We start from the raw sequence: 25,499 nt of genomic DNA, 5'->3' as shown, positions 1-25,499 counted from the left end.
CAACGCTCCGCCGCATCGTCGGGGAGCTCTCATGATCAAGTCCGCCGCCACCGCGCTCGCGCTCGTGCTCGCGCCCGTCGCCGCCGTGGCCGTCGTCGCGACGCCGGCCGCCGCCCAGCAACAGCAGTCGGCCGCCACGGCCCAGTGGCGCCAGATCGTCGCCGACTGGGAAGCGGCCGAGCGGGCCGAAGACCCGATCAGCTCCGGCTCGGAGGGCGACGCCGCCGCCCTGTCGAAGCTGCCGGACATCACCCCCGCCGGCGACGCCCGCCGCACCGCCGTCATCAAGGCTTTCCAGGCCCGCCTCAAGGCCGTGCCGGTCGCCCAGCTGTCGGCCGAGGACGCCTTCAACCACGCCTTCCTGTCCCGCATCGTCAACGAGCGCCTCGAGGGCGACCGGTTCGACGGCTCCCGCCTGGCCTTCGATTCCGAAGGCGGCCCCGGCACCATGTTCGGCTACCTGGCCCGCTCCACGCCGATCTCGTCGAAGGCCGAGGCCGAGGCCTGGCTGGCGCGGATGGACGGCGCGGCCAAGTACTACGCGGACTCCCAGGCCAACGCCCGCCGCGGCATCAAGACCGGCTTCACCCAGCCGAAATCCACGGTCGAAAGCGCCCTGACCATCGCCCAGGCGGAGGCGGCCTTCTCGCTCGATCAGGATCCGATGCTGATCCCGCTGGCCAAGCTGCCCGACAGCATCTCGGCCGCCGACCAGGCCGCGCTCCGCGACCGCGCCAGGAAGATCATCGTCGACAAGATCCAGCCGGCGCGCCGCGAGTGGGTGCGCTTCCTGAAGGACGAGTACATGCCCAAGGCCCGTCCGGGCCTGGGCGTCTCCACCCTGCCTGACGGCAAGGCCTATTACGCCTGGCTGGCGCGCGGCTACACCACCACCGACCTGACCCCCGACCAGATCCACGAGATCGGCAAGTCCGAGGTCGCCCGCATCCGCGCCGAAATGGACAAGGAGATCGCGGCGTCGGGCTTCAAGGGCACCTTCCCCGAGTTCCTGCATTGGCTGCGCACCGACCCGCGGTTCTACGCCCAGTCGCGCGAAGACCTGATGGAGAAGGCCTCGGAGATCGCCAAGCGCTCCGACGACCAGCTGCCGCGCCTGTTCAAGACCCTGCCGCGCCTGACCTACGGCGTGCGCCCGGTGCCGCGCGAGATCGAAGAGAACTACACCACCGGCCGCTACTCGCCCGGCTCTCCGCAGCTGGGCATCGCCGGCGGCTATCTGGTCAACACCTCCAAGCTGGACCAGCGCCCGCTGTATGAGCTGCCGGCCCTGACCCTGCATGAGGCCGTGCCGGGCCACCACCTGCAGATCGCGCTTGCCCAGGAGGCCGGCGACCAGCCCTGGTTCCGCCGCAACGCCAACGTCACCGCCTACACCGAAGGCTGGGGCCTCTACTCGGAATTCCTCGGCTACGAGATGGGCATGTACCGCGACCCGTACGAGCGGTTCGGCAAGCTCAGCTACGAGATGTGGCGCGCCTGCCGCCTGGTCGCCGACACCGGCATCCACGCCAAGGGCTGGACCATCGAGCAGGCCCGCGCCTGCTTCCGGGACAACTCGGCGCTGGCCCCGCACAACATCGAGACCGAGCTGCAGCGCTACATCAGCTGGCCCGGCCAGGCGCTGGGCTACAAGATCGGCGAGCTGAAGCTCAAGGAACTGCGCAAGAAGGCCGAGGCTGAGCTGGGGCCCGACTTCAACGTGCGCGAATTCCACGACGCCGTGCTGCTGGAGGGGGCCATGCCGCTCTCCCTGCTCGAACAGCACATCGACGAGTGGATCGCCGAGAAGAAGGCGAAGTAAGGGTCAGCGGCGGCTGACCCGATCCTTGTCGCGGGGCGTCTGGTCCCGCAATTCCATGATGAAGGTGTAGGGGGCGGCGTCGTCGCGGAAGGACCGTGGCTCGCCCGCAACCCGCACCTCCGCCTGGACGTCAGGCGTGACGGGAACGGCCGTCGCCGGCTGGGCGGCGTCGGCCTGGGGCAGGACCGGCTCGGACATGGGGTACTCCTGAGCGCTCGCGGGCGCTTCGGGGCCGGGCGCCTCGCTACTCCGGAAAAACGTCACGCCGGACGCTGTTCCAGCGGAGCCTGAAAGATTCCCCTGCTCAGCCGCGCAGCGGAAACTCCAGCGTGCAGGCCAGGCCCTCCGGGGCCCAGGTCAGCTCGGCCTTGCCGCCGAGGTCGCCGGCCACGCTGCGCCGGATCAGGGTCGAGCCGAAGCCGCCCCGTTCGGGCGGGCGCACGGCCGGCCCGCCGCGCTCCGCCCAGCTCATGAACACCCGCGCGTCGTCGTCCTCGGCCTCGCGCCGCCAGGTCACCGACACCGCCCCGTCCGGCGCGCCCAACGCTCCGTGCTTGACCGCATTGGTGGTCAGCTCGTGGACCACGAGGGCCAGGGCCACGGCCTGGCGCGGCGTCAACTCCACAGAAGGGCCCTCGACCCGGGTCCGCTCCGGCGCCCCGTCGGTCCATGGATCCAGCTCGCGCGAGACGATGTCGCGCACGTCCGCGCCCTGCCAGCAGCGCCGGGTCAGCAGGTCGTGGGCGCGGGCCAGGGCCACCAGCCGGTTCTCAAAACTCTCGCGGAAGGCCTCGGGCGAGGCGGTGTGGCGCAGGGTCTGGAAGGCGAGCGACTGCACCGTCGCCAGGGTGTTCTTGACCCGGTGGTTCAGCTCGTCGACCAGCAGCCGCTGGCGGGCCTCCGCCTCTTTCTGCTCGCTGACGTCGACCAGCATGTTGACCGCCCCCACCAGCCGGCCGCGCCGGTCGCGCAGCGGCGTCGGGTAGGGCAGGATCGGCCGGCGGCTGCCGTCCGGGCGCTCGGCCAGCACCTCGGCTCCGCGCACCGGCCGGTTCTCGCGCAGGGTCACGGCCATGGCGCAGTCCTCGACGGCCAGCGGCGCGCCGTCGGGCGTGTAGAGCTTCCAGGCCCCGCACCAGCGGGTGTCGTCCGGGACCGGCGCGCCGCCCAGCAGTTCCGCCGCGGCGGCGTTGTAGAAGGTGATCCGCCCGTCGGCGTCGGTGGTGTAGACGGCCGCGGGCAGGGCTTCCAACAGGTCGCGCGCCCGTCGTTCCGCCGCCGACGGGGTCGGCGCCGTCCGCTCGGCGAGCTCCTGGAAGCAGACCACCGCGCCCATCGCCCGGCCGGCCTCATCTACCAGGGCCTCCGCGGTCAGGGCGACGGCCTTGCGCTCGCCGTCCGGCCGCTCGACCAGCAGCTCGGCCGAGCGGCGTCCGCCGGTCGACAGGACTTCGAAGATCGGGGTGCGTTCGGCCGTCAGCCGGGCGCCGTCGACGCCGTACAACCGCCAGGCCCCGCCGAACCGTTCGGCCCCTTCGTTGCGGCGCGGCGCGCGGCCCCACAGCCGTTCGGCCGCACGGTTCCAGCGGATCGGCGCGCCGTCGGCGGCGCAAACGCTGACCCCGACCGGCAACAGATCGATCGCGGCCTGGTCCAGGTCCGCCAAGGTGCGGGCACGCGTGCCCGGCGCGGCGGAGACAGCCCCCTGTCTCACCCCTACCTCCCGTTTCCCCCAACCGCGATCAGGCCCCCGTCGGCGGCCTTCGTCAACCGCCTCGCGACGGAACGGCAGCGCTTGCAACCACCAACCCGGTTCAGCGGTTGTCGCGCGCATGGACGGCCCCGCTTTCGACGTCACCGAACTGCCCCCCAAGCGCGGCGCGCCGCCGAAATTCCGGCGCAACCGCGTCGCCACCATCGCGACCCTGTGCGTGCTGGGCTTCGCCGCCGGCATGGGGGTGCAATGGGGCATGCTGCATCGGGGCCCGCCGTCCTCGCCGCCCGTCAGTTCCACGCCGAAGCGGGCCCCGGCCGCCACGGCGCCGCGCAAGCACACCGCCATGACCGTGGGCTCCGACGCGCCGGCCCAAACCACGGTCGCGACCGTCGAGACCGCCGCGGTCGCCTCGCCCTCCTCGACCACGCCCCTGACCGCACCTTTGGCCACGACGCCCGCGGCGGGAGCCGGCCCGGCGCCACTGCCTCATGCCCCGAGCGTAGGCCTGTCGCGCGACGCCCTCGACTATGGCCGCCGCGCCGAAGCTCAGGCGTCCGCCGCGACGTCGCCCCAGCCGGCGTCCGCTCCCGTGCAGGTCGCGTCGGTGGAGACGCCGCCGGCCCGCAGGACAAGTCCGGCGACGGCCCCCGAGCCGCCGGCGCGCCCCAGGCCGCCCGCCCGCAAGGCGCCGCCGGTCCAACCCCGTCCCGACACCGTGCGCGTCTCCGCCGAGACGCCGTCGACGCGGCCCCTGGCGGCCCCCGCGCCGGCCCGGCCCAGCTTCGACTGCAGCCGCGCCACCTCGCCGGGCGAGCGCCAGGTCTGCCGTAACCCGAGCCTGGCGGCGCTCGACGCGCGAATGGACTCCATCTACCGCCGCGCCCTCAGCTCCGCCCGCGACCCGCGCGCCCTGAAGGCCGACCAGGACCGCTGGATGGCCGTGCGCGAAGGCGCGGCCCTGCGCGATCCGTCCATGGTCGGCCCCGCCTACGAACGCCGCATCGCCGAGCTGAGCCGCAGGGACTGGTAGCTCCGCCATCGGCCGGTAAGTAACCCCGTTCTTCCGCTGGGCGGGATGAGCGGCACGACCATGCCGGCGAGGGGCGACGCCGGGCTCGACAGGCGGGAAAGGAACGCCCCAACTTCGCCGCACACCCCACGCACCCTGTCCGCCTCGGATAGGAGTCGCGTGGCTTTGGGTGCGTTTCTGCTTCGTCTTCTCGTCGGCGCCGGCGGCCTGTGGCTGGCGTCGAAGGTCGTGCCGGGCGTGGAGCTGCACGGTGCGGTCGACGTCCTCGCCGCCGCCCTGCTGCTGGGCGTGGTCAACGCGCTGGTGCGGCCGCTGATCGTGCTGCTGACCCTGCCGGTCACCCTGCTGACGCTCGGCCTGTTCCTGCTGGTGGTGAACGCCGCCTCGATCGGCCTGACCGCCGCGCTTCTGAACGGCTTTGAGGTGCACGGCTTCTGGGCGGCGATCGGCGCGGCCGTGGTCACCGGCGCGGTGAGCTGGGCCGCCAACGTCGTGAGCCGGAAGGACTAGGCTTCAGACCTCTCCCGGCTCGCTCCGCACGTCCACGGAGGTCGGCGGCCGGCGCGGAGCCAGGACGTGCCAGGCCACCAGCACGGGCTCGATAAGGCACAGCCCGATCAGCGTGGCCGCCAGCCGTCCCCAGGCGCCGCTCAGGTCCGGGTTGGCGTAGTCGTCCGGCACCAGGGCGACCAGGACGGCCAGCACGAACTGCGTGCCGGCGTACGCCACCGACGAGGCGCCGTTCTCGATGTGGCGGCCCAGGATCACGCCGACCATGGTCCCGGCGATCAGCACCGCCGGCGACCCTCGCGAGACCAGCAGGAAGGCGGCCGCGACGGCGGCCCCGGCCGCGCACCCCGCGACCCGCAGGCCGATGCGCCGGCTCACCGGCGCCAGGCCGCTGGCCCCGATCCCGCTGACCGGGACCATCATCACCGCCATGATCGCCACAGCCGCCTGGGCCAGCTCCGGCAACGGCCAGACCAGACGGATCAGCGGAAGCGTCGCCAGCGCGATCGCCGCCTGGGCGGCGTGCCGCGCCGCCTCCGGCCGCCAGCCCTCGGCCTTCGGGTCCGGCTTTCGCGACCCCGGCCAGCGCCGGCGCAGCGTCATGGTCGAGAGCGCGCTGACCAGCACGCAGGCCAGGGTGCCGGCGACCACCTCCGTCACCCGCACCAGGGCCTGGGCGACCACCGGCGCGTCGGGGTGCTCGACCCGGTCCAGCACCACCGCGGCGAAGGTCAAGCCGACGAACAGCCAGGCGTAGCTGCGCTTGGTGGTGAGCGCGGCGTACAGCGTCGCGCCGCCGACCGCGGCCAGCGCCACGGCCGAGCGCACGGGTTCGGCGCCCAGCAGCTCGAGGTGCGCCCACGCAAGCATCGCGCCCCCGACCGTGCCGACGATCCGCAGCAGGCCGCGGCGCAGGCTGTCGGCCACATGGCCGCGCATGACCATGTAACCGGCGAACGCCGCCCAAGCGATGTGCTGGCCGCCGGCCAGCCGGCCGAACACGATGGCGAGCAGGACCGAGGCGACGCACTCCAGCTCGTCGACCATGCGCGGGCCGGGGGTGACCAGGACCCGGGTCGCGGCCGCGATCCTGTCCGGCCAAGGGCGCGGCTCGCTGTCGGGCGCGGGCTCGGTCAGGCGCCTACTCGCCGCGATCCTTGAGGTCGCCGCTCGGCCGGTTGTCGGTCGAGCCGCCGCCCGTGCCGATGCTGCCGACCCCGGCGCCGGGGCCGCCGCCCGGGGTCATGCCGCCGGGCTGCAGGTGGGTGGCCAGCCCGGACATTCCGGGCTTGCCGGCCGCCTTCGGCCGCCGGAGGGTCCTGTCCTTGCGCTTGTCCGCCATGGAGACCGCCTTTCGTCCTCGCCCTGAACGGGTGCGGCCGAAAAGGTGTTGCGGGCCGACGCGCGCACCGCGACCGGGCCGGTCAGTCCGGGCCCTTGGTCTCGTTGCGTACGGTGGCGCCGTTCCCGTCGATGGTGACCGAGGTGCTCTCTTCCTTGGTGGTCGGGGGCGGCGGCGTCGGGACCGGCACCTCGCGGATCACCGTGGTCGTGTTCTGGCCGGCGTTGGCCGCCGCCGCGGTGGCCGCCGCGCCAGCCGCGTCGGCCGCGTTCTCCGCGCTTTGCGCCGCGCTCGCCGCCGCCACGTCGGCGGCGCTGGGGTCATCCGTCTTCTGCTCCTGGCACGCGGCGAGGGCCAGCGCGCCGAGGCCGGCGACGGCGAGGGGGAGGCGAAGTTTCATCACGCTGCTCCTAAGCTACGAACGTCAAACGCAAAGCATCGTCTGACGTTGCCGGAGCAGGCTCAGCGGCGCTGGGTGACCTTCAGCACGGTCGCCGCCACGAGGATCGATCCCGCGGTCCAGGCCAGCACGGGCGAATTACCCAGCCCGAACGCCAGCAACAGGACCAGCGGCCCGACCAGCAGGTAGTACCGGTCGCGGATCATCTGCAGCTTGTCGGCGAGCGTAATCGGTCTCATGCCGACAGTCTGAGCGCCACGTGGCGAAGCTGCAAGGCGCTGAACCGAAAGCCGGCCTCGGCCGTTCATCGAGTCAGGGTTTCCCCGATGGGCCGGTCCCTGGGAGCGGCCTCGACTCGTCGGCGGGACGGCGCAGGTGCACCGCATGGCCGGCTTCTATCACCACCCGTTCGCGATCTTCGCCGTCGCCCTCCTGGTGCAGTGGCTGGGCGCCCATCTAGGCCACGCTCTGCGCCAGCGGGGACGGCCGGCGACCGACGCCGAACGCGCCGACTTCAGCGCCATCCTGAGCGCCACCCTGACGCTGCAGGCCCTGATCATCGGCTTCAGCTTCCTGATGGCGGTCACGCGCTATGACGAGCGCAAGGACCTGGAAGCGAGCGAGGCGAACGCAATCGGCACCGAATACGTCCGCGCCGACCTGCTGCCGCCCGGGGCGGCGGCGGCCGTGCGTGACCTGCTGGCCCGCTACACCGAACAGCGCATCCTGTTCTACCGGGAGAGCGATCCGGCCCGGCTCGACCGGATCAACGCCGAGACGGCGCGGCTGCAGGCCCAGATGTGGTCCGCCGTGGCCGGCCCGGCCGAGGCGACGCCGACGCCGGTCGCAGCGCTCGTGGTGTCCGGGATGAACGACGTGCTCAATTCGCAGGGCTACACCGGGGCGGCCTGGCGCAACCACATACCGATCGGCGCGTGGGGGCTGATGCTGCTGATCGCGTTCGCGGGCAACGTGCTGCTCGGCGGCGTCGAGCACCGCAAGGGCGCGCGGATCCTCGCCATCCTGCCGGTGATCGTCTCGGTGCCGTTCCTGCTGATCGCCGACATCGACAGCCCGCGCGCCGGCGTCATCCGCGTGCAGCCGGTGAACCTGGTCGCCATCGTCCAGTCGCTCCCGCCACCGACCGGCGACTCCGCGGGACCCGGCTAGCGCGAGATTTGAACCGGCGCGCCACCCCGGCTGCAGCGGAGCGCGAATTCCGCCGCAGCCGCGATGACGGCCCTAGGTCAGTGCACCCGCGCCTTGCCGATCTCCAGGCCGTCGGCGCCGGCCCCCACCGCGATCACCTCGCCGTCGGCGAATTCGCCGGCCAGCAGCTTCTTGGCGACCTTGTCGACCAGCTCCTTCTGGATCACCCGCTTCAGCGGCCGCGCCCCGTAAACGGGATCGTAGCCGCGCTCGGCCAGCCAGTTCATCGCCGCCGGATCGAGCGCGATCGACATGCGCCGGTCGGCCAGCAGCTTCTCCACCCGCTCCAGCTGGATCCTAACGATGTCGCCCATGTGGGCGCGCGCCAGCCGGTGGAACAGGATCACCTCGTCGATGCGGTTCAGGAACTCCGGACGGAAGTGGCCGCGGACGACCTCCATCACCATCGGCCGCACGACGTCGACGTCCTGGTCCTCGGTCATGTTGGCCAGGTACTCCGAGCCCAGGTTCGAGGTCATGACGATCAGGACGTTGCGGAAGTCGACCGTGCGGCCCTGGCCGTCGGTCAGCCGACCGTCGTCCAGCACCTGCAGCAGCACGTTGAAGACGTCCGGGTGGGCCTTCTCGACCTCGTCGAACAGCACGACCTGGTAGGGCCGCCGCCGCACGGCCTCGGTCAGCGCGCCGCCTTCCTCATAGCCGACATAACCCGGAGGCGCGCCGATCATGCGGGCCACCGAGTGCTTCTCCATGTACTCGCTCATGTCGAGGCGGGTGACGGCGTGCTCGTCGTCGAACAGGAACTCGGCCAGCGCCTTGGTCAGCTCGGTCTTGCCCACGCCCGTGGGCCCCAGGAACAGGAACGAGCCGATCGGCCGGTTGGGGTCCTTCAGGCCCGCGCGCGCGCGGCGCACGGCGTCGGACACCGCGGTCAGCGCTTCTTCCTGGCCGACCACGCGCCCGCGCAGCGACTGCTCCATGTGCAGCAGCTTCTCGCGCTCGCCTTCCAACATCTTCTCGACCGGCACGCCGGTCCAGCGCGAGACCACCGCGGCGATCTGCTCGGCGTCGACCACCTCGGGCGTCAGCGCGTCCTGCTCGTTCGCCTCAGCCTCGGCCAGTTGCTTTTCCAGGTTCGGGATCTGGCCGTACTGGATCTCGCCGGCGCGGGCGAAGTCGCCGCGGCGCTGGGCGTCGGTCAGCTCGGCGCGCAGCCGGTCGAGGGTCTCGCGGACCTTGGCGGCCTGACCGACCTTCTCCTTCTCCGCCTTCCAGCGGGCGGTCATCTCGGCCGAGCGGCCGTCCAGATCGTCGATCTCGTCGTCCAGCTTCTCCAGCCGGGCCTTCGAGGCCGCGTCGGTCTCCAGCTTCAGCGCCTCACGCTCGATCTTCAGCTGCACCAGGCGTCGGTCGATCTCGTCCAGCTCCTCGGGCTTGCTGTCGACCGCCATGCGCACGCGGCTGGCCGCCTCGTCGACCAGATCGATCGCCTTGTCGGGCAGGAAGCGGTCGGTGATGTAGCGGTTGGACAGGGTCGCGGCGGCCACGATGGCGCTGTCGGAGATCCGAACCCCGTGGTGCAGCTCGTACTTCTCCTTCAGCCCGCGCAGGATGGAGACCGTGTCCTCCACCGTCGGCTCGGCCACGAACACCGGCTGGAAGCGACGGGCCAGGGCCGCGTCCTTCTCCACGTGCTTGCGATATTCATCGAGCGTGGTCGCGCCCACGCAGTGCAGCTCGCCGCGCGCCAGGGCGGGCTTCAGCAGGTTCGAGGCGTCCATCGCCCCGTCGCTTTTCCCGGCCCCGACCAGGGTGTGCATCTCGTCGATGAACAGCACGATCTGGCCTTCGGCGGCGGTCACCTCGTTCAGCACCGCCTTCAGCCGCTCCTCGAACTCGCCGCGGTACTTCGCGCCGGCGATCAGCGAGCCCATGTCGAGCGCCAGCAGCTTCTTGTCCTTCAGGCTCTCGGGCACGTCGCCGTTGACGATGCGCAGGGCCAGGCCCTCGACGATGGCGGTCTTGCCGACGCCGGGTTCGCCGATCAGCACGGGGTTGTTCTTGGTGCGCCGCGCCAGCACCTGGATGGTGCGGCGGATCTCCTCGTCGCGGCCGATCACAGGGTCGATCTTGCCGTCGCGCGCCGCGGCGGTCAGGTCGCGGGCGTAGCGCTTCAGCGCGTCGTAGGCGTCCTCGGCCCCGGCGCTGTCGGCGGTCTTGCCCTTGCGCAGCGACTTGGCGGCCTCTTCCAGGCCGGCGGCGTTGACCCCGGCCTTCTTCAGCACCTCGGCCGCCTCGCCGCCTTCCTTGGCCAGCGCCACCAGCAGGCGCTCGGTGGTGACGAAGGCGTCGCCGGCCTTCTTGGCGTCCTCCTCGGCCGCGGCGAAGGTCCGCGCGGTCTCGGGCTTCAGATAGAGCTGGCCGGAGCCGCCCTGCACCGCCGGCAGCTTGGCCAGCGCGGCGTCGGCTTCGCGCACGGCCGTGTCGGGCTTGCCGCCGGCCTGCTGGATCAGCTGGCGCGAGAGGCCGTCGCGCTCCTCCAGCAGCACCTTCAGGAAGTGTTCGGGCGAGAGATGCTGGTGCCGCCGCGCCAGGGCAAGCGACTGGGCCGACTGCACGGCCTGCTTGGCGCGGTCGGAATAGATGTCGAGATTCAAAGCGGTCATCCCCTTTCAGGCGGATCGCCGGTCCGCGCCCTTGCAAGAAGCGACGCAGTCCGGCCTGCAGGCGATGTAGGCGCCGCTCCGCCGGGCCACAAGCGGACCGCCTATTCGACCGAACTGCCCTTGGCCTTCGCCAGCGTCTGCACGTGGACGGTCTTGATGTTCACGAACTCGCGGATGCCGTACCGGCCGCACTCGCGGCCGAAGCCGGAGTGCTTCACCCCGCCGAACGGCATGCGCGGGTCGGAGCGGACGTTCTCGTTGACGAAGCTCATGCCGGCCTCCAGCTCCTCCGCGGCGATGCGGCGGCCGCGGTCGAGGTCGGCGGTCAGCACGCCCGAGCCCAGGCCGAACTCGCTGGCGTTGGCGATGCGGATCGCGTCGGCCTCGTCCTCGGCGGCGATGATGGCGGCGACCGGGCCGAACACCTCCTGGTCGTGGGCCGGCTGGCCCGGGCGCACGTCGGCCAGCACCGTCGCGGGGTACCAGGCGCCGGGGCCGTCGGGGACCTCGCCGCCCAGCAGCAGGCGCGCGCCCTTCTGGACGCTCTCGGTCACCTGGCGGTGGATGTCGTCGCGGGCCTGGACGCTCTGCATCGGCCCCAGCCGCGTCTCCGGCCGGGTCGGGTCGCCCATCTCAAAGCCGCGCATGGCCTCGACCACGGCGCGCTCGAAGGCCTCCAGCACCGGGCGCACGACGACGAAGCGCTTGCCGGCGATGCAGCTCTGGCCGCCGTTGACCATGCGCGCGGTCACGCAGATCCGCGCCGCCGCCGCCACGTCGACGTCCTCCAGCACCACGTAGGGGTCGGCCCCGCCCAGCTCCAGCACGCACTTCTTCAGCACGCCGCCGGCCGCCGTCGCCACGCTGCGGCCCGCCGGCACGCTGCCGGTCAGGGTCACGGCGACGACGTGGGCGTCCTCGATCAGCGCCTTCACGTCGCGGCTGGGCAGCAGCAGGGCGCGGAAGAGCCCCTTGGGCAGGCCGGCCTGAAGGAACACCTCCTCGATGGCGAGGGCGCAGCCCGGCACATTGCTGGCGTGCTTCAACAGGCCGCCGTTGCCGGCCATCAGCGCCGGGACCGCGAAGCGCATCACCTGCCAGAACGGGAAGTTCCACGGCATCACCGCCAGGACCACGCCCAGCGGGTTGAAGGTCACGAAGGCCTCGCCGTGGCCGAGGTCGGCCGGCTCTCGCGCCAGATAGCCTTCGGCGTGCTCGGCGAACCAGTCGCAGTGGAAGGCGCACTTCTCGACCTCGGCCTGACCGTCGCTGAGGGTCTTGCCCATCTCCTCGGTCATCAGCCGGGCGAACTCGTCCTTGCGCTCGCGCAGGATCGCGCCGGCCTTGCGGATCACCGCGGCCCGTTGGGCGAAGGACGTCCGCCGCCAGGACAGGAAGGCCTCGTGGGCCTCGGCCGCGGCGGCGCGTGCGTCGTCGATGGTGTGGGCGTCGTAGGCCCGGCCGGGCTCGCCGGTCGCCGGGTTCACCGTCTGCACGCGCGCGCGTCCGCCGCCGGGTTGGTCAGCCATGTCGGGGTCCTCCGAGGGGTCGTCGCAAAACGCGCCCCGGGCGACCCGGGTTCGCCTCAGCCGGCCGCCGCCAGCGGCTCTGGATCCGCCGTCGCGACCGAAGGCGGCGCATCCAGACCAAGCCGCGACAGCGGGTCGCCGATCAAGCCCGAGACCAGGGTCGCCAGCACCCGCGGGGCGAACGGCAGGCCGCTGGCCGGCGACAGCAATAGGTCGCGCACCGCCGGCAGCAGACGGCTGTCGGACTGATAGAACGGCGTGAACAGCCGGCTGAGCGTCTGGTACAGCCGCACGTGCCCGCGCCGCAGACGGGCGTAGGCCGCGAGCGCCTCGCCCACGTCGGCGTGGCGCGCCAGCCCGGCGGCCAGGGCGGCGGCGTCCAGCAGGGCCATGTTGCAGCCCTGCCCCAATTGCGGGCTGGTCGCGTGGGCCGCGTCGCCGATCACCGCCAGCCGCTCCGCATACGGCCGCGCCAGGGTGTGGTGGGCGTAGCGGGCCAACACCAGGTCGTCGGGCGAACTGATCTTGTCCAGCAGCGGCTCGACCTGCGGCCAGACCCGCAGGACGTCGGCCTTCCAGGCGTCGAGCCCGCGCGCGCGCCAGGCCGCGTAGTCCCCCGGCTTCAGGCTCCAGAAGAAGGTGGTCACCGGCTCCGCCTCGCCCCAGCGCCGGCCGACCGGCAGCACGCCGACCATGGTGTCGGCCCGGCGGTAGCGCTGCTCCAGCGCCTCCAGTTCGAAGCCTGCGTCCTGCGGCCAGGGCAGGGTCGCCCAGACGGCGCCGTAGGCCAGCGCCTGCGGCGGCTTCGACCGGCACAGGTCGGCCAGGGCCGAGCGGGCGCCCGAGGCGTCCACCACGAGGTCGAACGGCCCTCGCGCCCGCCCGCGCGCGTCGACCAGCCGCGCCCGGCCGTCGGCGCCGCGTTCCAGCCCCGCGACCTCGAACCCGGTCTCGATCTCGACACCCTCGCGCTCGGCCGCCGCGTGCAGCACACCGAACAGGGCGGAGCGATGCACGGCCAGGGCCCGCGTTCCCGGCGCCAGAGCGTCGTAGCGGACGTCCAGAACGACGCGCCCCGACCCGACCGCGCGCCCGAACATGTGGGCTATCGGCTGGCCGTGGGCGCGCAGCTCGGCCTCCAGCCCCAGCGCGCGCAGGACGGCCAGCCCCGTCGGCTGCATCATCAGGCCCGAGCCGACCGGGCGCGCTTCTTCGAACCGCTCGAATACCACGGGCGCGTGCCCGGCCCGCCTGAGCAGCAGCGCCGCCGCAAGCCCGGCCGGCCCCGCGCCGGAAATCCCGATGGAAAGCCCCATGGCCCGAGTGGTCGCCGGGCGGGCCCGTCCCGGTCAAGCCTTCCCGGAAACGAAGAAGCCCTCCGGCGCGGGGGGACGCCGGAGGGCTGGGCGACATCGGAACGACCGGCGGTCGGGGGATTGGGGGGGAGCCGGGCGCCCCTCATCTGTCGTCGGGGATCGAAACGCACGTCGGCCCGTCGGGTTCGAGCGCGGCGGTCCGCGCCTTGAGACTTCTCCGTCCGTAGGTCCGGGGAGGCCGGAAACGACGAAGCCCCCCGGCGACGGGGACGCCGGGGGGCTGAAAGCGGCGACGAGACGGCCGTCGTCTGGGGGGCTGTAGGGGACCGCCGCCTCACGTGTCTTTGTCGTCGCGGGGATGGAAACGCCGGTTTCACCTAGGGGTTCAACCTTAGGGATCACGTCCCCGTGAAGCTGGACGGCCTAGTCCTCGCCCACCAGCCGGTAGCCGACCCCCTGTTCGGTGACGATCAGCTTCGGGCGCGAGGCGTCGACCTCCAGCTTCTGGCGCACCTGGGCGGCCAGCACGCGGACCGACTGGGCGTCGGCGTCGCCGCCCCACACCGCCGCGATCAGCTGGCGGTGGGTGACCACCCGCCCGGCGTGGCGCGCCAGGGTGCGGAGCAGGTCGTATTCCTTAGGGGTGAGCTTCACCTCCTCGCCTTCCAGCCGCACCAGCCGCTGCGAGAAGTCGATGAACAGCGGCCCGGCCGAGAAGTGCGAACGGGTTGAGAAGCGCCGCTCGCGCCCGCGCAGCGACGCTCGCAGGCGCGCCAGCAGCTCGCCCATGGCGAAGGGCTTGCTGACATAGTCGTCGGCCCCCAGGTCCAGCGCCTCGATCTTCTCGTTTTCGATGTCGCGCGCGCTCAGCACCAGGATCGGCGCCTCCGACCATTCGCGCACCCGGGCGATCACGTCCTTGCCGTCCATGTCCGGCAGGCCGAGGTCCAGCAGGATGGCGTCGAAGCCGTCGCTGGCCAGCCGCGACAGGGCCGCCTGGCCGCAGTCGGCGACGCTGACCGCGTAGCCGGCCGCCTCCAGCGCCGGGGTCAGGGCCCGCAGGATCTGCGGCTCGTCGTCGACGAGCAGGACGCTGGCGCTCATGCCTCGGCCTCCGGAAGGGTGACCAGCACGCTCAGGCCGTTAGCGCCGTCCGGCCGGGCGCGCGCCGTCATGGCGCCGCCGACCGCCTCGACGAGGCCCCGCGCGATCGGCAGGCCCATGCCCGCGCCCTCGGCGATCTGGCGAGTGCCGGCCGAGCGGTAGAACTTGTCGAAGATCTTGCCGATCTCGGCCTCCGCCACGCCGGGCCCGGCGTCGACGATCTCGATCTCGACCCCGCCGTCGCGCTCGGCGACCCGCAGCTCCACGTCCGTGCCGTCCGGCGAATAGGCCACGGCGTTCTCGACCACGTTGGCCAGCGCCTGCTCCAGCAGCACCGGGTCGGCGCGCACGAACAGCGGCCGCTCCGGCCCGCTCAGCAACAGCCGGCGCGCGCCCTTGCGGCGCTCGACCCGCTGGGCGGCGGCGGCGGCCACCTCGAAGGCGGAGATCGCGTGCAGCTCCATGTCCAGGGCGCCGGATTCCAGGCGGGTCATGCTGAGCAGGTTGGTCACGTAGCGGTTCAGCCGTTCGGCCTCCTCCTGGATGTTGGCCGCGAGATCCCGCCGCGTCTCCGGGGAGAACTGCGCGTCATAGTCCTTCAGACTGCTGGCCGAGGCCAGAATGGCGGCCAGGGGCGTGCGCAGGTCATGGGAGATCGACGACAGCAGGGCCGTCCGCAGCTTCTCGGTGCTGACCAGGGCGTCGGCGGCGGCCTTTTGCGCGCTCAGCCGGGCGCGCGCGATCGCGGCGGCGCCGAGGTCGGCGAGGATGTCGGCCAGGCGGTCGACCTGTTCCAGCTCATGAGCCGCCGTCTCGCCGATGCGCCAGACCGCGACCCCCAGTTCCTCTTCATCCACCCGCATGCGCCGCGCACGCCAGGCCCCGTCCATCAGGGTCTCGACGCCCAGTTGCGAGCGTCTTCTGGCGAGCAGGGCGGCGGCGCGCAGCAACCGCTCTTCCGCCCCGTCGCCTTCGAGCGCGCCCAGCGCTTCGTCCGGCCCGACCACCTGCGCCTCGCCGCCGACGGCGTCAGCCAGGATCGGGGCCAGCCGCGCCCGGAGCGCCTCCTCCTTGTCAGTCGCGGAAAGCACCCGACTGGCGTTGAACAGGGTGGTCATCAGATCGGCGCGCGAGCGGCTGCGCAGGGCCTCCTCCCGCACCCGCCCGGCCAGGCTGCCGGTCAGCAGGGCCACGGCCAGGAAGACCAGCAGGGTCAGGGCGTCGTCGCCCGCGAAGGTGAAGGTGAAGCGCGGCTCGACCAGGTGGAAATTATAGACCGCGAAGGCCAGCACGGCCGCGACGATCGCCGGCCACGTGCCGACGGTCACCGCCGTGACGATGACCCCGCCGAGAAACAGTACCGACAGCCGGGTCATGGCGAAGGTTTCGTACAAGAACTCCGCGATGACCGCGCTCACTGCGACGATCAGGGCGGCGATCCCGATGCGCACCGCCATGCTCATGGCCGGCGAGACGCGGGTCAGCAGCCACACCGTCGGGCTGAGCGCCGGCGAAGGCTGGGCCTGGACCATGTCGAGAGGGGTGTGCCGGGCGGCGGTGCTCGCCATGTACGCTCCAAGTCGTGCCGCGCGCCTGACGCGCACGGATGCCCCCGGCTAGGTCTTTGCCCAGGCTGCAGCAGCGTCGGCAATGATGGGATTTTTATAGCCCGCGCGTGAGCCTCGGAAAATTCTTTATAAATTCTAGATACTTCCGATAGGCAGCGGCCAGGAATAGGTGCGGTCTGCGGGTCCCGTCGGACAGCGGCGGCGCCCCAGGCCCGGCAGGCTGCTGTCGTTCCTCCCGGACGTCGGACGGGACCCGCGCCTCAATCGTCGTCGAATTCCAGGCCCTCGCCGCGGCGGTGGTGCGTCCGGCGCGGTCGACCGTTCCGAGCACGGCCAGAGAGGGAAGTCGGGCGTCGGTCGCTGGGTCCAGGGTCATCGGGCGCCCCCTCGGCCGTCGGCTGCGTCGTTCGCGCCGCGACACTCCCTCAACTCGGACTCAGGGCTCCAAACTCTGCGCGCGCGAAGGCGCGCCGGAGCGCGATGAAGGTGCCGGGGCGAGGCTGGGTCAGCCCCGCCTCGAACTTCTGGATGGTCAGGGCGACGAGGCCCGACCGCTCGGCCAGATCCTCGACCGTCCAGCCCCGGCGGCAGCGCTCGCGTTCGCAGTCTTCCGGCGACATGCCGCAGCCTCAGCGGGTTAGCGGCGGTCGCCGAATTCCAGCACCACGGACTGGGCGTTGCGGTTCTGCGCCCAGGAGTCCTCGCCGGAGCCCGACGCGATCGGGCGTTCCTTGCCGTAGGAGATGGTGTCGATGCGGTTCGGGGCTATGCCCCAGGCGACCAGCTGCGTCTTCACCGCGGTCGCGCGACGGGCGCCCAGGGCGAAGTTGTACTCACGCGTGCCGCGCTCGTCGGCGTTGCCGGCGACCATCACCCGCACGTTCGGATGGGCCGCCAGCCAGTTCGCCTGGCTGCGCAGGACCGACATGGCGTCCTCGCCGAGGGTGTGGCTGTCGAGCTCGAAATAGACCCGGTCGCCCGCTTCGGAAGCGAAGCGCTCGGCCAGCGAACCCAGGGCGCCCGGCTGGACCGATTCGCCGCCGGCGCCGGGATTGTAGCCCTGCTCGGCGGGCGTTTCGCCGCCGGTCACGGTGCCCGGGTGAGGCTTCGGCTTGGTGGCGCAGGCCGCCAGAAGGACCATCGAGGCGACGGCCGCCAGGTTCATCGTTCGCATTGCAGAGCTCCGTGTCCCGTGTAGGAGCCGGCCTTGCGTACGCCCGAGCAAGTATCAGGAAATTATAAACCCGGCGGCCAAACCTCAGTCAGCCGCCTCAGCCGGGCAGCGACCCCATGTCGATCACGAAGCGGTAGCGCACGTCGGCCTTTTCCAGCCGCTCGAACGCCTCGTTGACCTGGTCCATGCGGATGGTCTCGACGTCCGGCAGGATGTCGCGGCGGCCGCAGAAGTCGAGCAGCTCCTGGGTCTCCCGGATCCCGCCGATCGGGGAGCCGGCGATCCGGCGGCGGCCGAACATCAGCGGCACGGTCGAGGGGGCCTCGATCGGGCCGATCTGGCCGACGATCACCAGGGTGCCGTCGACGTCGAGCAGCGGCAGGTACGGATCCAGCGCGTGTTTCACCGGCACGGTGTCGATGATCAGGTCCAGGCTCGACGCGGCCTCGGCCATCGCCTCCTCGTCGGTGGAGACCAGCAGGGCGTCGGCCCCCAGCGCCAGGGCGTCGGCCTCCTTGGCGTGGCTGCGGCTGAGCACGGTCACATGCGCGCCCATGCCCGCGGCCAGCTTGACGGCCATATGGCCCAGCCCGCCCAGGCCGATCACGCCCACCCGGCTGCCCGGCCCGACATTCCACATGCGCAGCGGCGAATAGGTGGTGATGCCGGCGCACAGCAGCGGCGCGGCGCGCGAGATGTCCAGGCTGTCGGGCACCTTCAGGACGAACTCCTCGCGCACCACGACGTGCTTGGAATAGCCGCCCTGGGTCAGCTCGCCGGTGATCCGGTCGGGGCTGGCGTAGGTCAGGGTCATGCCTTCGCGGCACAGCTGCTCCTCGCCCTTGCGGCACTGGTCGCAGCGCTGGCAGCTGTCGACCATGCAGCCGACCGCCACCCGGTCGCCTTCCTTGAAGCGGGCGACCTGCGGGCCGACCGCGCTCACCCGCCCGACGATCTCGTGGCCGGGCACCAGCGGATAGGCCGACATGCCCCAGTCGTTGCGGGCCATGTGCAGGTCCGAGTGGCAGATCCCGCAGTAGAGGATGTCGATGGCCACGTCGTTCGGGCGCAGGGTCCGGCGCTCGAAGTGGAAGGGCGCGAGCGGCGCGCCGGCGGCCGACGCCGCGTAGCCGATGGTTTTCAAGGAGAAGCTCCAGGGCGACGGTCAGGCGCCTTTGATCGAACACGCGTCGGCCGGTTTCGGTTCTCCCGGTCGCGGCGGGCCGCTTCAGTTTCGCTTGACCGATCCATATCCCCTCAGTTATGGATTCACACATAACCACCGAGTTATATGTTTCAAATGCCGGACGCCCAGGACGCCCTCTTCCGAACCCTCGCCGACCCGACCCGGCGGGCGCTGTTCGAACGGCTGTGCCGCGAGGGCGAACAGACCGTAGGCGCCTTGACGGCTCAGGCCGGAGTCTCCCAGCCGGCTGTCTCCAAGCACCTCGGCGTGCTGAAGCAGGCCGGCCTGGTCAGCGACCGCCACGAGGGCCGCCAGACCCACTACAGCGCCCGCCCCGACGCCCTGGCCCCGCTCGCCGACTGGACCCGCCAGATGGCCGGCTTCTGGCGCGGCCGGCTCGACGACCTCGAAGACCTGCTGAACAGGATGGACCAATGACCGCCGCCGCGACCGAAACCCGCTCCGTCGTCCTCGAACGCGACCTCGCCCATCCGCCCGAGAAGGTCTGGCGCGCCCTGACCCAGCCGCACCTGATCGAGGCCTGGCTGATGAAGACCGACTTCGAGCCGGTGGTGGGCCGCCGCTTCGACTTCCGTGCCGACTGGGGCTCGGTCGACTGCGAGGTGCTGGAGATCGAGCCGAACCGCACCCTGTCCTACACCTGGGCGGCGTACGGGCTGGAGAGCGTGGTCACCTGGACCTTGTCCCCGGCCGGCGCGGGAACCCATCTGCGCATGGAACAGTCCGGCTTCCGGGCCGACCAGGAGCAGGCCTACCAGGGCGCGGGCTACGGCTGGCGGAAGTTCTTCGCCAACCTCGAGCAGGTGCTGGCCGATGAGGAGACCGCGGCGTGAAGACGACCGGAACGCCCGAGGGCGAGAACGCGACCCGGCTGATCGACGAGCGGATCGCCTCGCTCAGCGACTGGCGCGGCGAGACGCTCGCTCGCCTGCGCGCCCTGATCCAGGACGCCGTTCCCGACGTCGCCGAAGAGTGGAAGTGGCGCGGCACGCCGGTCTGGTCGCACGGCGGCATCCTCTGCACCGGCGAGACCTACAAGGAGGTGGTGAAGACCACCTTCGCCAAGGGCGCGTCCCTGCCCGACCCCGCGGGCCTGTTCAATTCCAGCCTGGAGGGCAACACCCGCCGCGCCATCGACTTCCGCCAGGGCGAGCCGATCGACGAGGCCGCCTTCAAGGCCCTGGTCCGCGCCGCCGCCGAGCTGAACGCGGCCAAGGCGAAGCGCTGAGGGCGGGATGAAGCGAGACGCCGGGGCGACGCCGGAAGCTGCAAAGGTCCGCCTGCTCTCCGGCGGCAATCCGCAGATCGCCAAGGGCGACGGGGACGCCCCGGTGCAGGCCTGGATCGCCGCCCTGCCCGGCTGGAAGCGCGGGCTGGGCGAACGCCTCGACGCCCTGATCGTGAGCACCGTGCCGGACGTGAAGAAGGCGGTGAAGTGGAACTCGCCTTTCTACGGGGTCGAGGGGATGGGCTGGTTTCTCAGCGTCCACGCCTTCAAGGACTATCTCAAGCTGGCCTTCTTCCGCGGAGCCTCGCTTCAGCCGCTTCCGCCCGGGACCAGCAAGACCCCGGACACGCGCTATCTCGACATCCGCGAGCACGACCCGCTCGACGAGGCGCAGCTGGCCGACTGGATCCGCCAGGCGACCGCCCTGCCCGGTTTCCTCGCGCCGGGGGCCTGACCGACGTCGCGGACATTGTGCGCCGCGGCTTCGCCCTTCACAAAAGCCGCTGGCGGGACCTGAGGGGCGAAGGGCGATGGCGGACACGGCGACACCCAACCTGCCCTGGCGCGATCAGCAGGAAACCTCGGCCTTTTTCCAGAAGCTCGGTTTCGTCGAGACCTGGCGCGACGCGGGCTGGCTGATTCTGAAGCGGGGCGAGCTGACGCTGGAGTTCTTTCCGCACCCAGACCTGGATCCGGCGACGAGCTCGTTCAGCTGCTGCCTGAGGGTCGACGACGTGCAGGCCCTGTTCGAGCAGATCCTCGCGGCCGGCGTGCCGGAGGCGACCGTCGGCTGGCCGCGCGCGCACCGGCCGACGCGCGAAGCGTGGGGCGGAACGGTCGGCGCGCTCATAGACCCGAACGGGACCCTGCTGAGACTGGTTCAGAATTCCTGACGTCGACCGCGCAGCTGCGCCAAGCGTGACGGCTTGTCCCGTTCGGCTTCCCGGTGCATGCATGCGCCCCCGTTCACGGCGGCGGCGCCGCCCACGCATCCCGAGGATTCCATGCCTTCCGGCCTGGCCGCCCTGCTCGACGACATCGCCGGCATCGCCAAGCTCGCCGCCGCCTCCGTGGACGACGTCGGGGCCGCCGCCGGCAAGGCCAGCGCCAAGGCCGCCGGCGTGGTGGTCGACGACGCGGCGGTCACGCCGTCCTACGCCGTGGGCTTCACCCCGGACCGCGAGCTGCCGATCGTCTGGAAAATCGCGCTGGGCTCCCTGCGCAACAAGTTCTTCTTCTTGCTGCCGGGCGCCCTGCTGCTCAGCGCGTTCGCGCCTTGGGCGGTCACGCCGCTCCTCATGCTGGGCGGCTCCTACCTGTGCTTCGAGGCCACCGAGAAGATCCTGGAGAGCCTGCTCCATCATGACGAGGCGGTGGAGATCGACGAGCTGGCGCTCAGCTCCGAGCAGCTGGAACGCCAGAAGGTCTCGGGCGCCATCCGCACCGACTTCATCCTCTCGGCCGAGATCATGGCCATCGCTCTGGCCAGCGTCACCGGGCAGCCCCTGCCGGTTCAGGCCGGCGCGCTCGCCGTCGTGGCCCTGGCCATCACCGCCGGCGTCTACGGCGTCGTGGGCCTGATCGTGAAGCTGGACGACATCGGCCTGCACATGGCCAAGGGCCGCTCGAAGCTCGGCCGCGGGTTCGGCCGGGGCCTGGTGCACGTGGTGCCGGGCTTGCTGAGCGCCCTGACCGTGGTCGGCACGGCGGCCATGCTGTGGGTCGGCGGCGGCATCATCGTCCACGGCCTTGAGCGCTACCACGCGCCGGTCGTCCCGCAGGCGGTGGAGGGTCTGGAAGCCTGGGCCCATTCCGCGCCGGTGGTCGGACCGGCCGCCGGCTGGCTGGCCTTCGCGATCGCCTCGGCCGTGGTCGGCCTGGTGGTCGGCGGCGTGATCGTCGGCGCCCTGCACCTGCTGCCCAAGCGCAAAGCGGCCCACTAGGTCTGCCGCTGCAGCCGGCGCGCTTCGCCGGCCTGCCACAGGGCCACGATCGGCAGGCCCAGAGCCAGATCGCGCGCGCGCCTGAGCAGGGACAGCGCCACCCCGGTCCGGGCCGCCACGCCGAACAGCGGGGCCAGCACGGCGTAGGCCCCCTCCTGCACGCCGAAGCCGTACGGGATGACGAAGGCGGCCACCTTGGAGGCGCAGATCAGCGCCTCCAGCGCCACCACCACTCGGAAATCCACCGCCGCGCCCAGCATGTGCAGGGCCAGCATCGACCAGGCCGCGCCCAGGAACCACGAGGCCAGGTGCAGGGTGAAGCACAGCATCACCGCCGGCCGGCGGCGGTACAGCGCGTCGATCTCCGCCTTCAGCGCCGCCGCCCCGACCGCCGCGGCCGGATGCAGGCGGGCGCCGAACCGCTCGATGGCGCGCAGGCCCAGCCTCGGCCCGGCCGCCACCGCCACCGCCGCCGCGGCCAGGATGCCGAGCGCCAGGGCGAACATGGTCCCCACCCCGTCGGCCTCGGCCGCGCCGGCCAGCATCTCCAGCGCCAGCACCGCGCCTATGCCGGAAAAGGCGATCTGGGCGAACAGCTCGACCGAGGCGTCGACCGCCGCCGCCGCCGTCGCCCGCGTGGCCGGCACGCCGTGCACGGCCAGCACCCGCGCGCCCGCGGCGACCCCGCCCAGCGGGGTCAGCGGCAGGCTCTGGTTGACCGCGTCGCGCACGAGCCGCGCCCAGTAGAACAAGAAGAAGCGCCGCTCGCCGCCGGGCGTCAGTCCGGCCCACGCACCGGCCAGGACCAGCTGGTAGGCCCAGGTGGCGACGCACAGAAGCAGGAAACCCGGCAGGCCGATCTCCGACAGCGACGCCCACACCTGGCCCGCGCCGATCCAGCCCACCACGCCCGCGCCGATCAGCAGGCCGGCGCAGGCCAGCAAGAGCGCCGGGCGGCGCAGGCGACGCAGCCCCTTCACCGCAGGTCACGCAGGAAGGCGTCGGCGCAGGCCCGCACCTCGCCGTAGGACGCCCGGCCGGTTCGTTCGTAGAGCAGCGGCCCCGGATGCGGCCGCTCCCGCACCCGCCGGGGCTCCAGCGCCTGCCAGCGGAAGCCGTGCCCGGCGAACCGCGCGAACATGGCCGGCCACAGGGTCGACCAGACGTGGGCCTGCGAGGGATAGAAGCGCACGGCCGCGGCGTATTGCGCCCAGTCGGCGGAGGTCATCGGCACGACGGCCGCCGGCCCGTTCTGCCGTAGCGGGGTGCAGGCGCGGAACACCGGCCCGGGCAGGCCCGCGCCGTTGTACAGGCCGAACTGACGCACGAGCGGGCGCCCAGGCAGGGACTGCTGCAGCGCCACCGCCAGCAGGGCGCACATGTCGTGATCCGCGTGCCCGCCCTCCCAGGCCGGGGTCACGATTTCCTCCGGCGCCTCGCCGTCCAGCGCGTCGCGCAGCGCCCGCCAGGCGTCGGGCAGGCCGCGGTGCACCGTCCCGTCCCGCACGCCGGAGCCCGCGCCGACGTGGACGGCCGCGTCGTCCGCCAGGCCCAGCCAGCGCAGCAGGGCGCGGGTCTCCTCGAACCGCGCGCGGCCGACCCGCTCGCTGGGATAATCGGCCACGAACAGCAGCCGCTGGCGCCGCCCCTGCCGGTGGCGCGCCAGCAGCAGCGGCAGGGCGCAGTACTCGTCGTCGAAATGGGCCAGGACGTAGACGACGCTCACGGCGCCGGCGCCCCGTGGACGTCCTTCGCGGCGAAGGCGCTGTCGCCGGTCAGGCCCGCATAAACGGCGCTCAGCTGGTCGAAGGCGCGGTCCCAGCTGTAGCGCTCGGCCACGTGCGCCCGCGCCTGTTGGCCGACCGCCGCCACGTCGCGCTCGAACAGGGCCGCGATCGCCTCGGCCAGGTCGGCCGCCCCCGAACCGGCGGCCAGCTGGCCCACCTCGGGGACGATGGTCTCGGCCACGCCGCCCCCGGCGACGCCCACCACCGGCAGGCCGCAGGCCATGGCCTCCAGCACGACCAAGCCCAGCGCCTCGGCCGGATTGGCGTGCACCAGGGCGTCGCAGCTGGCCAGCAGCCGGGCCAGGGCGGCGGAGTCGCGCTGGAACGGCAGGCGGATCACGCCTTCGGCCGCGGGCAGGCCGGCCCCGGCCCCGATCAGCAGCAGCCGCCAGCCCGAGCCCAGCCGGGCCACGGCCTCGACCATGACCGGCACCCGCTTCTCGGCCGCCGGCCGGCCGGCGAACACAAGCAAGCGTTCGTGCGGCTGAAGGCCCAGCGCCGCGCGCACCCGCGCCCGGTCGGCCCGCGCCGGCGAGAAGGTCTCCAGGTCCACGCCCAGCGGCACCGCCTCGACCCGGCGCACCCCGGCCTCCTGCAGCCGCGCGGCCAGGTAGCGGCTGGGCGCCACCACCGCGTCGAAGCGGCCGTAGGCGCCGGCCCAGCGCTTGCGCACCATCTCCTGGCTCCACTTGCCGAGCCGCGTCGCCGCCAGGGCCGGCAGGTCGGTGTGGCAGAAGCCGATCACCGGCACGCGCAAGGCTTCGCCCGCCTCCAGCGCGGCCAGGCCCGGGGTGTAGGGGTCCTCCGCCTCGATCAGGGTCGGGTCCTGGCGGACCAGGCGCGCCGTCCAGGCCGTCTTGCTCATCGGCCAGCGATAGCCCCGCCCGAACGGCAGCGGCGCGGTGTAGATCGAGCGCAGGCCCTGCCCGTCGTCGGCGTCGCGCCGGCCGGGCAGCACCAGGCTGTGGCGCACCTGCGGGCGGTTGCGGGCCATCCAGGCCCGCTTGGCGGTCAGGTAGCGCCGCACGCCGCCGCTCTCCGGGGCGTAGAGCATGGTGGTGTCCACCAGGCAGGCGCGGCGACGCCCGTCGGGGCCGGTGGAGGACTGACCGAGCGCGCCCCCGCGCTCGCCTGAGGACACGGCCCTGCGCATGGCCGATCAACTCGTCTGCCTTGCGGCAGGTTCGCGCCGGACGATGGCCGCATGAGGGCGGTCCACCGTCAGAGGCGTGGCTCAGGGAAGAGCCGCCCGCCGCCCGCCCCTCATCCCTCGCGCGGGCCCGGCCACTCGGGCCGCGGGTTCGGGTCGACCACCGTCATGTTCGCGCCCTCGGTGGCGCGCACCGGGACCGTGCCCGGATCGAAGCCGTCCAGGCAGAACACGTTGACGCCGAACCAGTCGGGGGCGGCGCGCTTGCGGTGGAAGACGTAGATCCCGCAGGTGCGGCAGAAGTGGTGCTTGGCGCGGCGGGTGTTCCACTCGTAGAGGCCGAGGTTGTCGGCGCCGGCCGTGATCTCCAGGGCCGCCTCGGGGACCTTGGCCATCAGGGCGTTCTTCTTCACGCACAGCGAGCAGTCGCAGGTGGTGAGTTCGGCGATCTCCGCGCTCAGGCGAAAGCGCACCGCGCCGCAGTGGCACGAGCCGTCGATCGGGTTCACAGCCAGCCCCCCAAAGAAAAAGGGCCCGACCTTGCGGCCGGGCCCTTGTCTGGTCTTACGCCTCTTCGTCGGCGGCGGCGGTCGCTTTCGGCGCCTCGCCGTCGCCCTGGTCGAAGCTGGCCGGGCGCTTGCGCCGGGCGCGCGGGCGCTTCTCCGCGGTCTCTTCCGCGGCCGGAGCCGGCGCCGGGGTCGGCTGGCGCAGGAAGGCCGGCAGGTGGTCGTCTTCGCGCGCGGCCAGGGCCGGGGCCGGTTCGCCGGCCGGCGCGGGCGCGCCTTTCGGCTCGATCACCGCCAGCGGGTCGCGGGCCTCGCGCGGCTGGTCGCGGC

General features: G+C 72.4%; 28 protein-coding genes and 1 pseudogene. 10 read left to right on the top strand and 19 right to left on the bottom strand.

All coding sequences use genetic code 11. From position 1 onward, the window contains the following. Window positions 1-31 precede the first annotated feature (31 nt). Window positions 32-1,822: a DUF885 family protein gene (locus H8B08_RS12400; protein WP_187450514.1), complete on the top strand. Its 1,791-nt coding sequence runs from the start codon at window positions 32-34 to the stop codon at window positions 1,820-1,822. Between the two features lie 3 nt (window positions 1,823-1,825). On the opposite strand, the gene H8B08_RS12395 is transcribed toward H8B08_RS12400, so the two are convergent. Beyond that, entirely contained in the window at window positions 1,826-2,020 is a 195-nt protein-coding gene (locus H8B08_RS12395) for a hypothetical protein (protein WP_163262430.1), read from the bottom strand. Window positions 2,021-2,126: 106 nt separating this feature from the next. After that, window positions 2,127-3,536 (bottom strand): HWE histidine kinase domain-containing protein, encoded by a 1,410-nt coding sequence (locus H8B08_RS12390; RefSeq protein WP_187450513.1) that lies wholly within the window; start codon window positions 3,534-3,536, stop codon window positions 2,127-2,129. A gap of 118 nt (window positions 3,537-3,654) precedes the next feature. Here H8B08_RS12390 and H8B08_RS12385 point away from each other — a divergent pair, with 118 nt between their 5' ends. Together H8B08_RS12385 and H8B08_RS12380 are read left to right on the top strand one after the other, a co-directional pair. After that, complete coding sequence (locus tag H8B08_RS12385) at window positions 3,655-4,569, top strand: lysozyme inhibitor LprI family protein (RefSeq protein ID WP_187450512.1); 915 nt, start codon at window positions 3,655-3,657, stop codon at window positions 4,567-4,569. Window positions 4,570-4,728: 159 nt separating this feature from the next. Then, window positions 4,729-5,079, top strand: coding sequence for a phage holin family protein (locus H8B08_RS12380; RefSeq protein ID WP_370545465.1), 351 nt, complete (start codon window positions 4,729-4,731; stop codon window positions 5,077-5,079). A gap of 3 nt (window positions 5,080-5,082) precedes the next feature. Here H8B08_RS12380 and H8B08_RS12375 read toward each other — a convergent pair whose 3' ends face one another. The 4 genes from H8B08_RS12375 to H8B08_RS12360 all read right to left on the bottom strand — a co-directional run bounded on the left by H8B08_RS12375 (window position 5,083) and on the right by H8B08_RS12360 (window position 7,060). Next, the gene (locus H8B08_RS12375) at window positions 5,083-6,126 is read right to left on the bottom strand and encodes an FUSC family protein (RefSeq protein ID WP_187450510.1); all 1,044 of its coding nucleotides are present in this window, start codon (window positions 6,124-6,126) and stop codon (window positions 5,083-5,085) included. Between the two features lie 94 nt (window positions 6,127-6,220). Continuing rightward, window positions 6,221-6,421, bottom strand: a complete 201-nt coding sequence (locus H8B08_RS12370; protein ID WP_187450612.1) for a hypothetical protein — start codon at window positions 6,419-6,421, stop codon at window positions 6,221-6,223. A gap of 82 nt (window positions 6,422-6,503) precedes the next feature. Further along, a complete protein-coding gene (locus H8B08_RS12365; protein WP_187450509.1) occupies window positions 6,504-6,821 on the bottom strand; it encodes a hypothetical protein in 318 nt (105 codons plus the stop codon). A 62-nt stretch (window positions 6,822-6,883) separates the two neighbouring features. Beyond that, window positions 6,884-7,060: a hypothetical protein gene (locus H8B08_RS12360; protein ID WP_187450508.1), complete on the bottom strand. Its 177-nt coding sequence runs from the start codon at window positions 7,058-7,060 to the stop codon at window positions 6,884-6,886. A 145-nt stretch (window positions 7,061-7,205) separates the two neighbouring features. Between H8B08_RS12360 and H8B08_RS12355 the strand changes: the two genes are divergently transcribed. Then, on the top strand, window positions 7,206-7,991 hold the full coding sequence (locus H8B08_RS12355) for a hypothetical protein (RefSeq protein WP_187450507.1): 786 nt from the start codon (window positions 7,206-7,208) through the stop codon (window positions 7,989-7,991). A 77-nt stretch (window positions 7,992-8,068) separates the two neighbouring features. On the opposite strand, the gene clpB is transcribed toward H8B08_RS12355, so the two are convergent. The 8 genes from clpB to H8B08_RS12315 form a co-directional block, all read right to left on the bottom strand. Then, the gene (gene clpB, locus H8B08_RS12350) at window positions 8,069-10,648 is read right to left on the bottom strand and encodes an ATP-dependent chaperone ClpB (protein ID WP_187450606.1); all 2,580 of its coding nucleotides are present in this window, start codon (window positions 10,646-10,648) and stop codon (window positions 8,069-8,071) included. A 110-nt stretch (window positions 10,649-10,758) separates the two neighbouring features. Continuing rightward, the gene (locus H8B08_RS12345) at window positions 10,759-12,186 is read right to left on the bottom strand and encodes an NAD-dependent succinate-semialdehyde dehydrogenase (protein ID WP_187450506.1); all 1,428 of its coding nucleotides are present in this window, start codon (window positions 12,184-12,186) and stop codon (window positions 10,759-10,761) included. Window positions 12,187-12,242: 56 nt separating this feature from the next. Beyond that, window positions 12,243-13,502 carry an NAD(P)/FAD-dependent oxidoreductase gene (locus tag H8B08_RS12340; RefSeq protein ID WP_187450505.1) on the bottom strand — a complete coding sequence of 420 codons (1,260 nt, stop codon included), beginning with the start codon at window positions 13,500-13,502 and terminating at the stop codon, window positions 12,243-12,245. Window positions 13,503-13,925: 423 nt separating this feature from the next. Then, the gene (locus tag H8B08_RS12335) at window positions 13,926-14,606 is read right to left on the bottom strand and encodes a response regulator transcription factor (RefSeq protein WP_187450504.1); all 681 of its coding nucleotides are present in this window, start codon (window positions 14,604-14,606) and stop codon (window positions 13,926-13,928) included. Beyond that, window positions 14,603-16,174 (bottom strand): DUF4118 domain-containing protein, encoded by a 1,572-nt coding sequence (locus H8B08_RS12330; RefSeq protein WP_187450503.1) that lies wholly within the window; start codon window positions 16,172-16,174, stop codon window positions 14,603-14,605. The genes H8B08_RS12335 and H8B08_RS12330 overlap by 4 nt, the downstream gene beginning before the upstream one ends. 425 nt (window positions 16,175-16,599) lie before the next feature. Further along, the gene (locus tag H8B08_RS12325) at window positions 16,600-16,794 is read right to left on the bottom strand and encodes a helix-turn-helix transcriptional regulator (RefSeq protein WP_187450502.1); all 195 of its coding nucleotides are present in this window, start codon (window positions 16,792-16,794) and stop codon (window positions 16,600-16,602) included. 17 nt (window positions 16,795-16,811) lie between these two features. Next, a complete protein-coding gene (gene pal / locus H8B08_RS12320; RefSeq protein WP_187450501.1) occupies window positions 16,812-17,348 on the bottom strand; it encodes a peptidoglycan-associated lipoprotein Pal in 537 nt (178 codons plus the stop codon). Window positions 17,349-17,445: 97 nt separating this feature from the next. After that, the gene (locus H8B08_RS12315) at window positions 17,446-18,492 is read right to left on the bottom strand and encodes an NAD(P)-dependent alcohol dehydrogenase (protein ID WP_187450500.1); all 1,047 of its coding nucleotides are present in this window, start codon (window positions 18,490-18,492) and stop codon (window positions 17,446-17,448) included. 156 nt (window positions 18,493-18,648) lie between these two features. Here H8B08_RS12315 and H8B08_RS12310 point away from each other — a divergent pair, with 156 nt between their 5' ends. The 6 genes from H8B08_RS12310 (at window position 18,649) to H8B08_RS12285 (ending at window position 21,726) form a co-directional block, all read left to right on the top strand. Continuing rightward, on the top strand, window positions 18,649-18,972 hold the full coding sequence (locus H8B08_RS12310) for a helix-turn-helix transcriptional regulator (protein ID WP_187450499.1): 324 nt from the start codon (window positions 18,649-18,651) through the stop codon (window positions 18,970-18,972). Next, window positions 18,969-19,388, top strand: coding sequence for an SRPBCC domain-containing protein (locus H8B08_RS12305; RefSeq protein ID WP_187450498.1), 420 nt, complete (start codon window positions 18,969-18,971; stop codon window positions 19,386-19,388). Before H8B08_RS12310 ends, H8B08_RS12305 begins: the two co-directional genes overlap by 4 nt. Beyond that, window positions 19,385-19,783: a DUF1801 domain-containing protein gene (locus tag H8B08_RS12300; protein WP_187450497.1), complete on the top strand. Its 399-nt coding sequence runs from the start codon at window positions 19,385-19,387 to the stop codon at window positions 19,781-19,783. The genes H8B08_RS12305 and H8B08_RS12300 overlap by 4 nt, the downstream gene beginning before the upstream one ends. Before the next feature lie 7 nt (window positions 19,784-19,790). Then, window positions 19,791-20,237, top strand: coding sequence for a DUF1801 domain-containing protein (locus H8B08_RS12295; RefSeq protein WP_187450496.1), 447 nt, complete (start codon window positions 19,791-19,793; stop codon window positions 20,235-20,237). 76 nt (window positions 20,238-20,313) lie between these two features. Beyond that, entirely contained in the window at window positions 20,314-20,676 is a 363-nt protein-coding gene (locus tag H8B08_RS12290) for a bleomycin resistance protein (RefSeq protein ID WP_187450495.1), read from the top strand. 111 nt (window positions 20,677-20,787) lie between these two features. Next, a complete protein-coding gene (locus H8B08_RS12285) occupies window positions 20,788-21,726 on the top strand; it encodes a DUF808 domain-containing protein (protein ID WP_187450494.1) in 939 nt (312 codons plus the stop codon). Here the strand turns inward: H8B08_RS12285 and H8B08_RS12280 are convergent. The 5 genes and pseudogenes from H8B08_RS12280 to H8B08_RS12260 all read right to left on the bottom strand — a co-directional run. After that, a complete protein-coding gene (locus tag H8B08_RS12280; RefSeq protein WP_187450493.1) occupies window positions 21,723-22,706 on the bottom strand; it encodes a lysylphosphatidylglycerol synthase domain-containing protein in 984 nt (327 codons plus the stop codon). The genes H8B08_RS12285 and H8B08_RS12280 overlap by 4 nt on opposite strands. Then, window positions 22,703-23,452, bottom strand: a complete 750-nt coding sequence (locus tag H8B08_RS12275) for a PIG-L family deacetylase (RefSeq protein ID WP_187450492.1) — start codon at window positions 23,450-23,452, stop codon at window positions 22,703-22,705. Before H8B08_RS12275 ends, H8B08_RS12280 begins: the two co-directional genes overlap by 4 nt. Beyond that, window positions 23,449-24,666, bottom strand: coding sequence for a glycosyltransferase (locus tag H8B08_RS12270; RefSeq protein WP_187450491.1), 1,218 nt, complete (start codon window positions 24,664-24,666; stop codon window positions 23,449-23,451). The genes H8B08_RS12275 and H8B08_RS12270 overlap by 4 nt, the downstream gene beginning before the upstream one ends. A 110-nt stretch (window positions 24,667-24,776) precedes the next feature. Then, a complete protein-coding gene (locus tag H8B08_RS12265; RefSeq protein WP_187450490.1) occupies window positions 24,777-25,172 on the bottom strand; it encodes a GFA family protein in 396 nt (131 codons plus the stop codon). Window positions 25,173-25,227: 55 nt separating this feature from the next. Next, window positions 25,228-25,499: pseudogene (locus H8B08_RS12260) on the bottom strand (DUF4167 domain-containing protein); the annotation flags it as partial.

Source organism: Caulobacter sp. 17J80-11 (genome assembly GCF_014349105.1).
Classification (GTDB): domain Bacteria; phylum Pseudomonadota; class Alphaproteobacteria; order Caulobacterales; family Caulobacteraceae; genus 17J80-11.
This window is presented reverse-complemented; position numbering and strand designations above follow the sequence as displayed.

Coding starts and splice junctions, on each gene's coding strand:
- H8B08_RS12400 (WP_187450514.1), top strand. CDS start 32: ATGATCAAGTCCGCCGCCACCGCGCTCGCGCTCGTGCTCGCGCCCGTC.
- H8B08_RS12395 (WP_163262430.1), bottom strand. CDS start 2,020: ATGTCCGAGCCGGTCCTGCCCCAGGCCGACGCCGCCCAGCCGGCGACG.
- H8B08_RS12385 (WP_187450512.1), top strand. CDS start 3,655: ATGGACGGCCCCGCTTTCGACGTCACCGAACTGCCCCCCAAGCGCGGC.
- H8B08_RS12375 (WP_187450510.1), bottom strand. CDS start 6,126: ATGGTCGACGAGCTGGAGTGCGTCGCCTCGGTCCTGCTCGCCATCGTG.
- H8B08_RS12370 (WP_187450612.1), bottom strand. CDS start 6,421: ATGGCGGACAAGCGCAAGGACAGGACCCTCCGGCGGCCGAAGGCGGCC.
- H8B08_RS12365 (WP_187450509.1), bottom strand. CDS start 6,821: ATGAAACTTCGCCTCCCCCTCGCCGTCGCCGGCCTCGGCGCGCTGGCC.
- H8B08_RS12360 (WP_187450508.1), bottom strand. CDS start 7,060: ATGAGACCGATTACGCTCGCCGACAAGCTGCAGATGATCCGCGACCGG.
- H8B08_RS12355 (WP_187450507.1), top strand. CDS start 7,206: ATGGCCGGCTTCTATCACCACCCGTTCGCGATCTTCGCCGTCGCCCTC.
- H8B08_RS12345 (WP_187450506.1), bottom strand. CDS start 12,186: ATGGCTGACCAACCCGGCGGCGGACGCGCGCGCGTGCAGACGGTGAAC.
- H8B08_RS12340 (WP_187450505.1), bottom strand. CDS start 13,502: ATGGGGCTTTCCATCGGGATTTCCGGCGCGGGGCCGGCCGGGCTTGCG.
- H8B08_RS12335 (WP_187450504.1), bottom strand. CDS start 14,606: ATGAGCGCCAGCGTCCTGCTCGTCGACGACGAGCCGCAGATCCTGCGG.
- H8B08_RS12330 (WP_187450503.1), bottom strand. CDS start 16,174: ATGGCGAGCACCGCCGCCCGGCACACCCCTCTCGACATGGTCCAGGCC.
- H8B08_RS12325 (WP_187450502.1), bottom strand. CDS start 16,794: ATGTCGCCGGAAGACTGCGAACGCGAGCGCTGCCGCCGGGGCTGGACG.
- pal (WP_187450501.1), bottom strand. CDS start 17,348: ATGCGAACGATGAACCTGGCGGCCGTCGCCTCGATGGTCCTTCTGGCG.
- H8B08_RS12310 (WP_187450499.1), top strand. CDS start 18,649: ATGCCGGACGCCCAGGACGCCCTCTTCCGAACCCTCGCCGACCCGACC.
- H8B08_RS12305 (WP_187450498.1), top strand. CDS start 18,969: ATGACCGCCGCCGCGACCGAAACCCGCTCCGTCGTCCTCGAACGCGAC.
- H8B08_RS12295 (WP_187450496.1), top strand. CDS start 19,791: ATGAAGCGAGACGCCGGGGCGACGCCGGAAGCTGCAAAGGTCCGCCTG.
- H8B08_RS12290 (WP_187450495.1), top strand. CDS start 20,314: ATGGCGGACACGGCGACACCCAACCTGCCCTGGCGCGATCAGCAGGAA.
- H8B08_RS12285 (WP_187450494.1), top strand. CDS start 20,788: ATGCCTTCCGGCCTGGCCGCCCTGCTCGACGACATCGCCGGCATCGCC.
- H8B08_RS12270 (WP_187450491.1), bottom strand. CDS start 24,666: ATGCGCAGGGCCGTGTCCTCAGGCGAGCGCGGGGGCGCGCTCGGTCAG.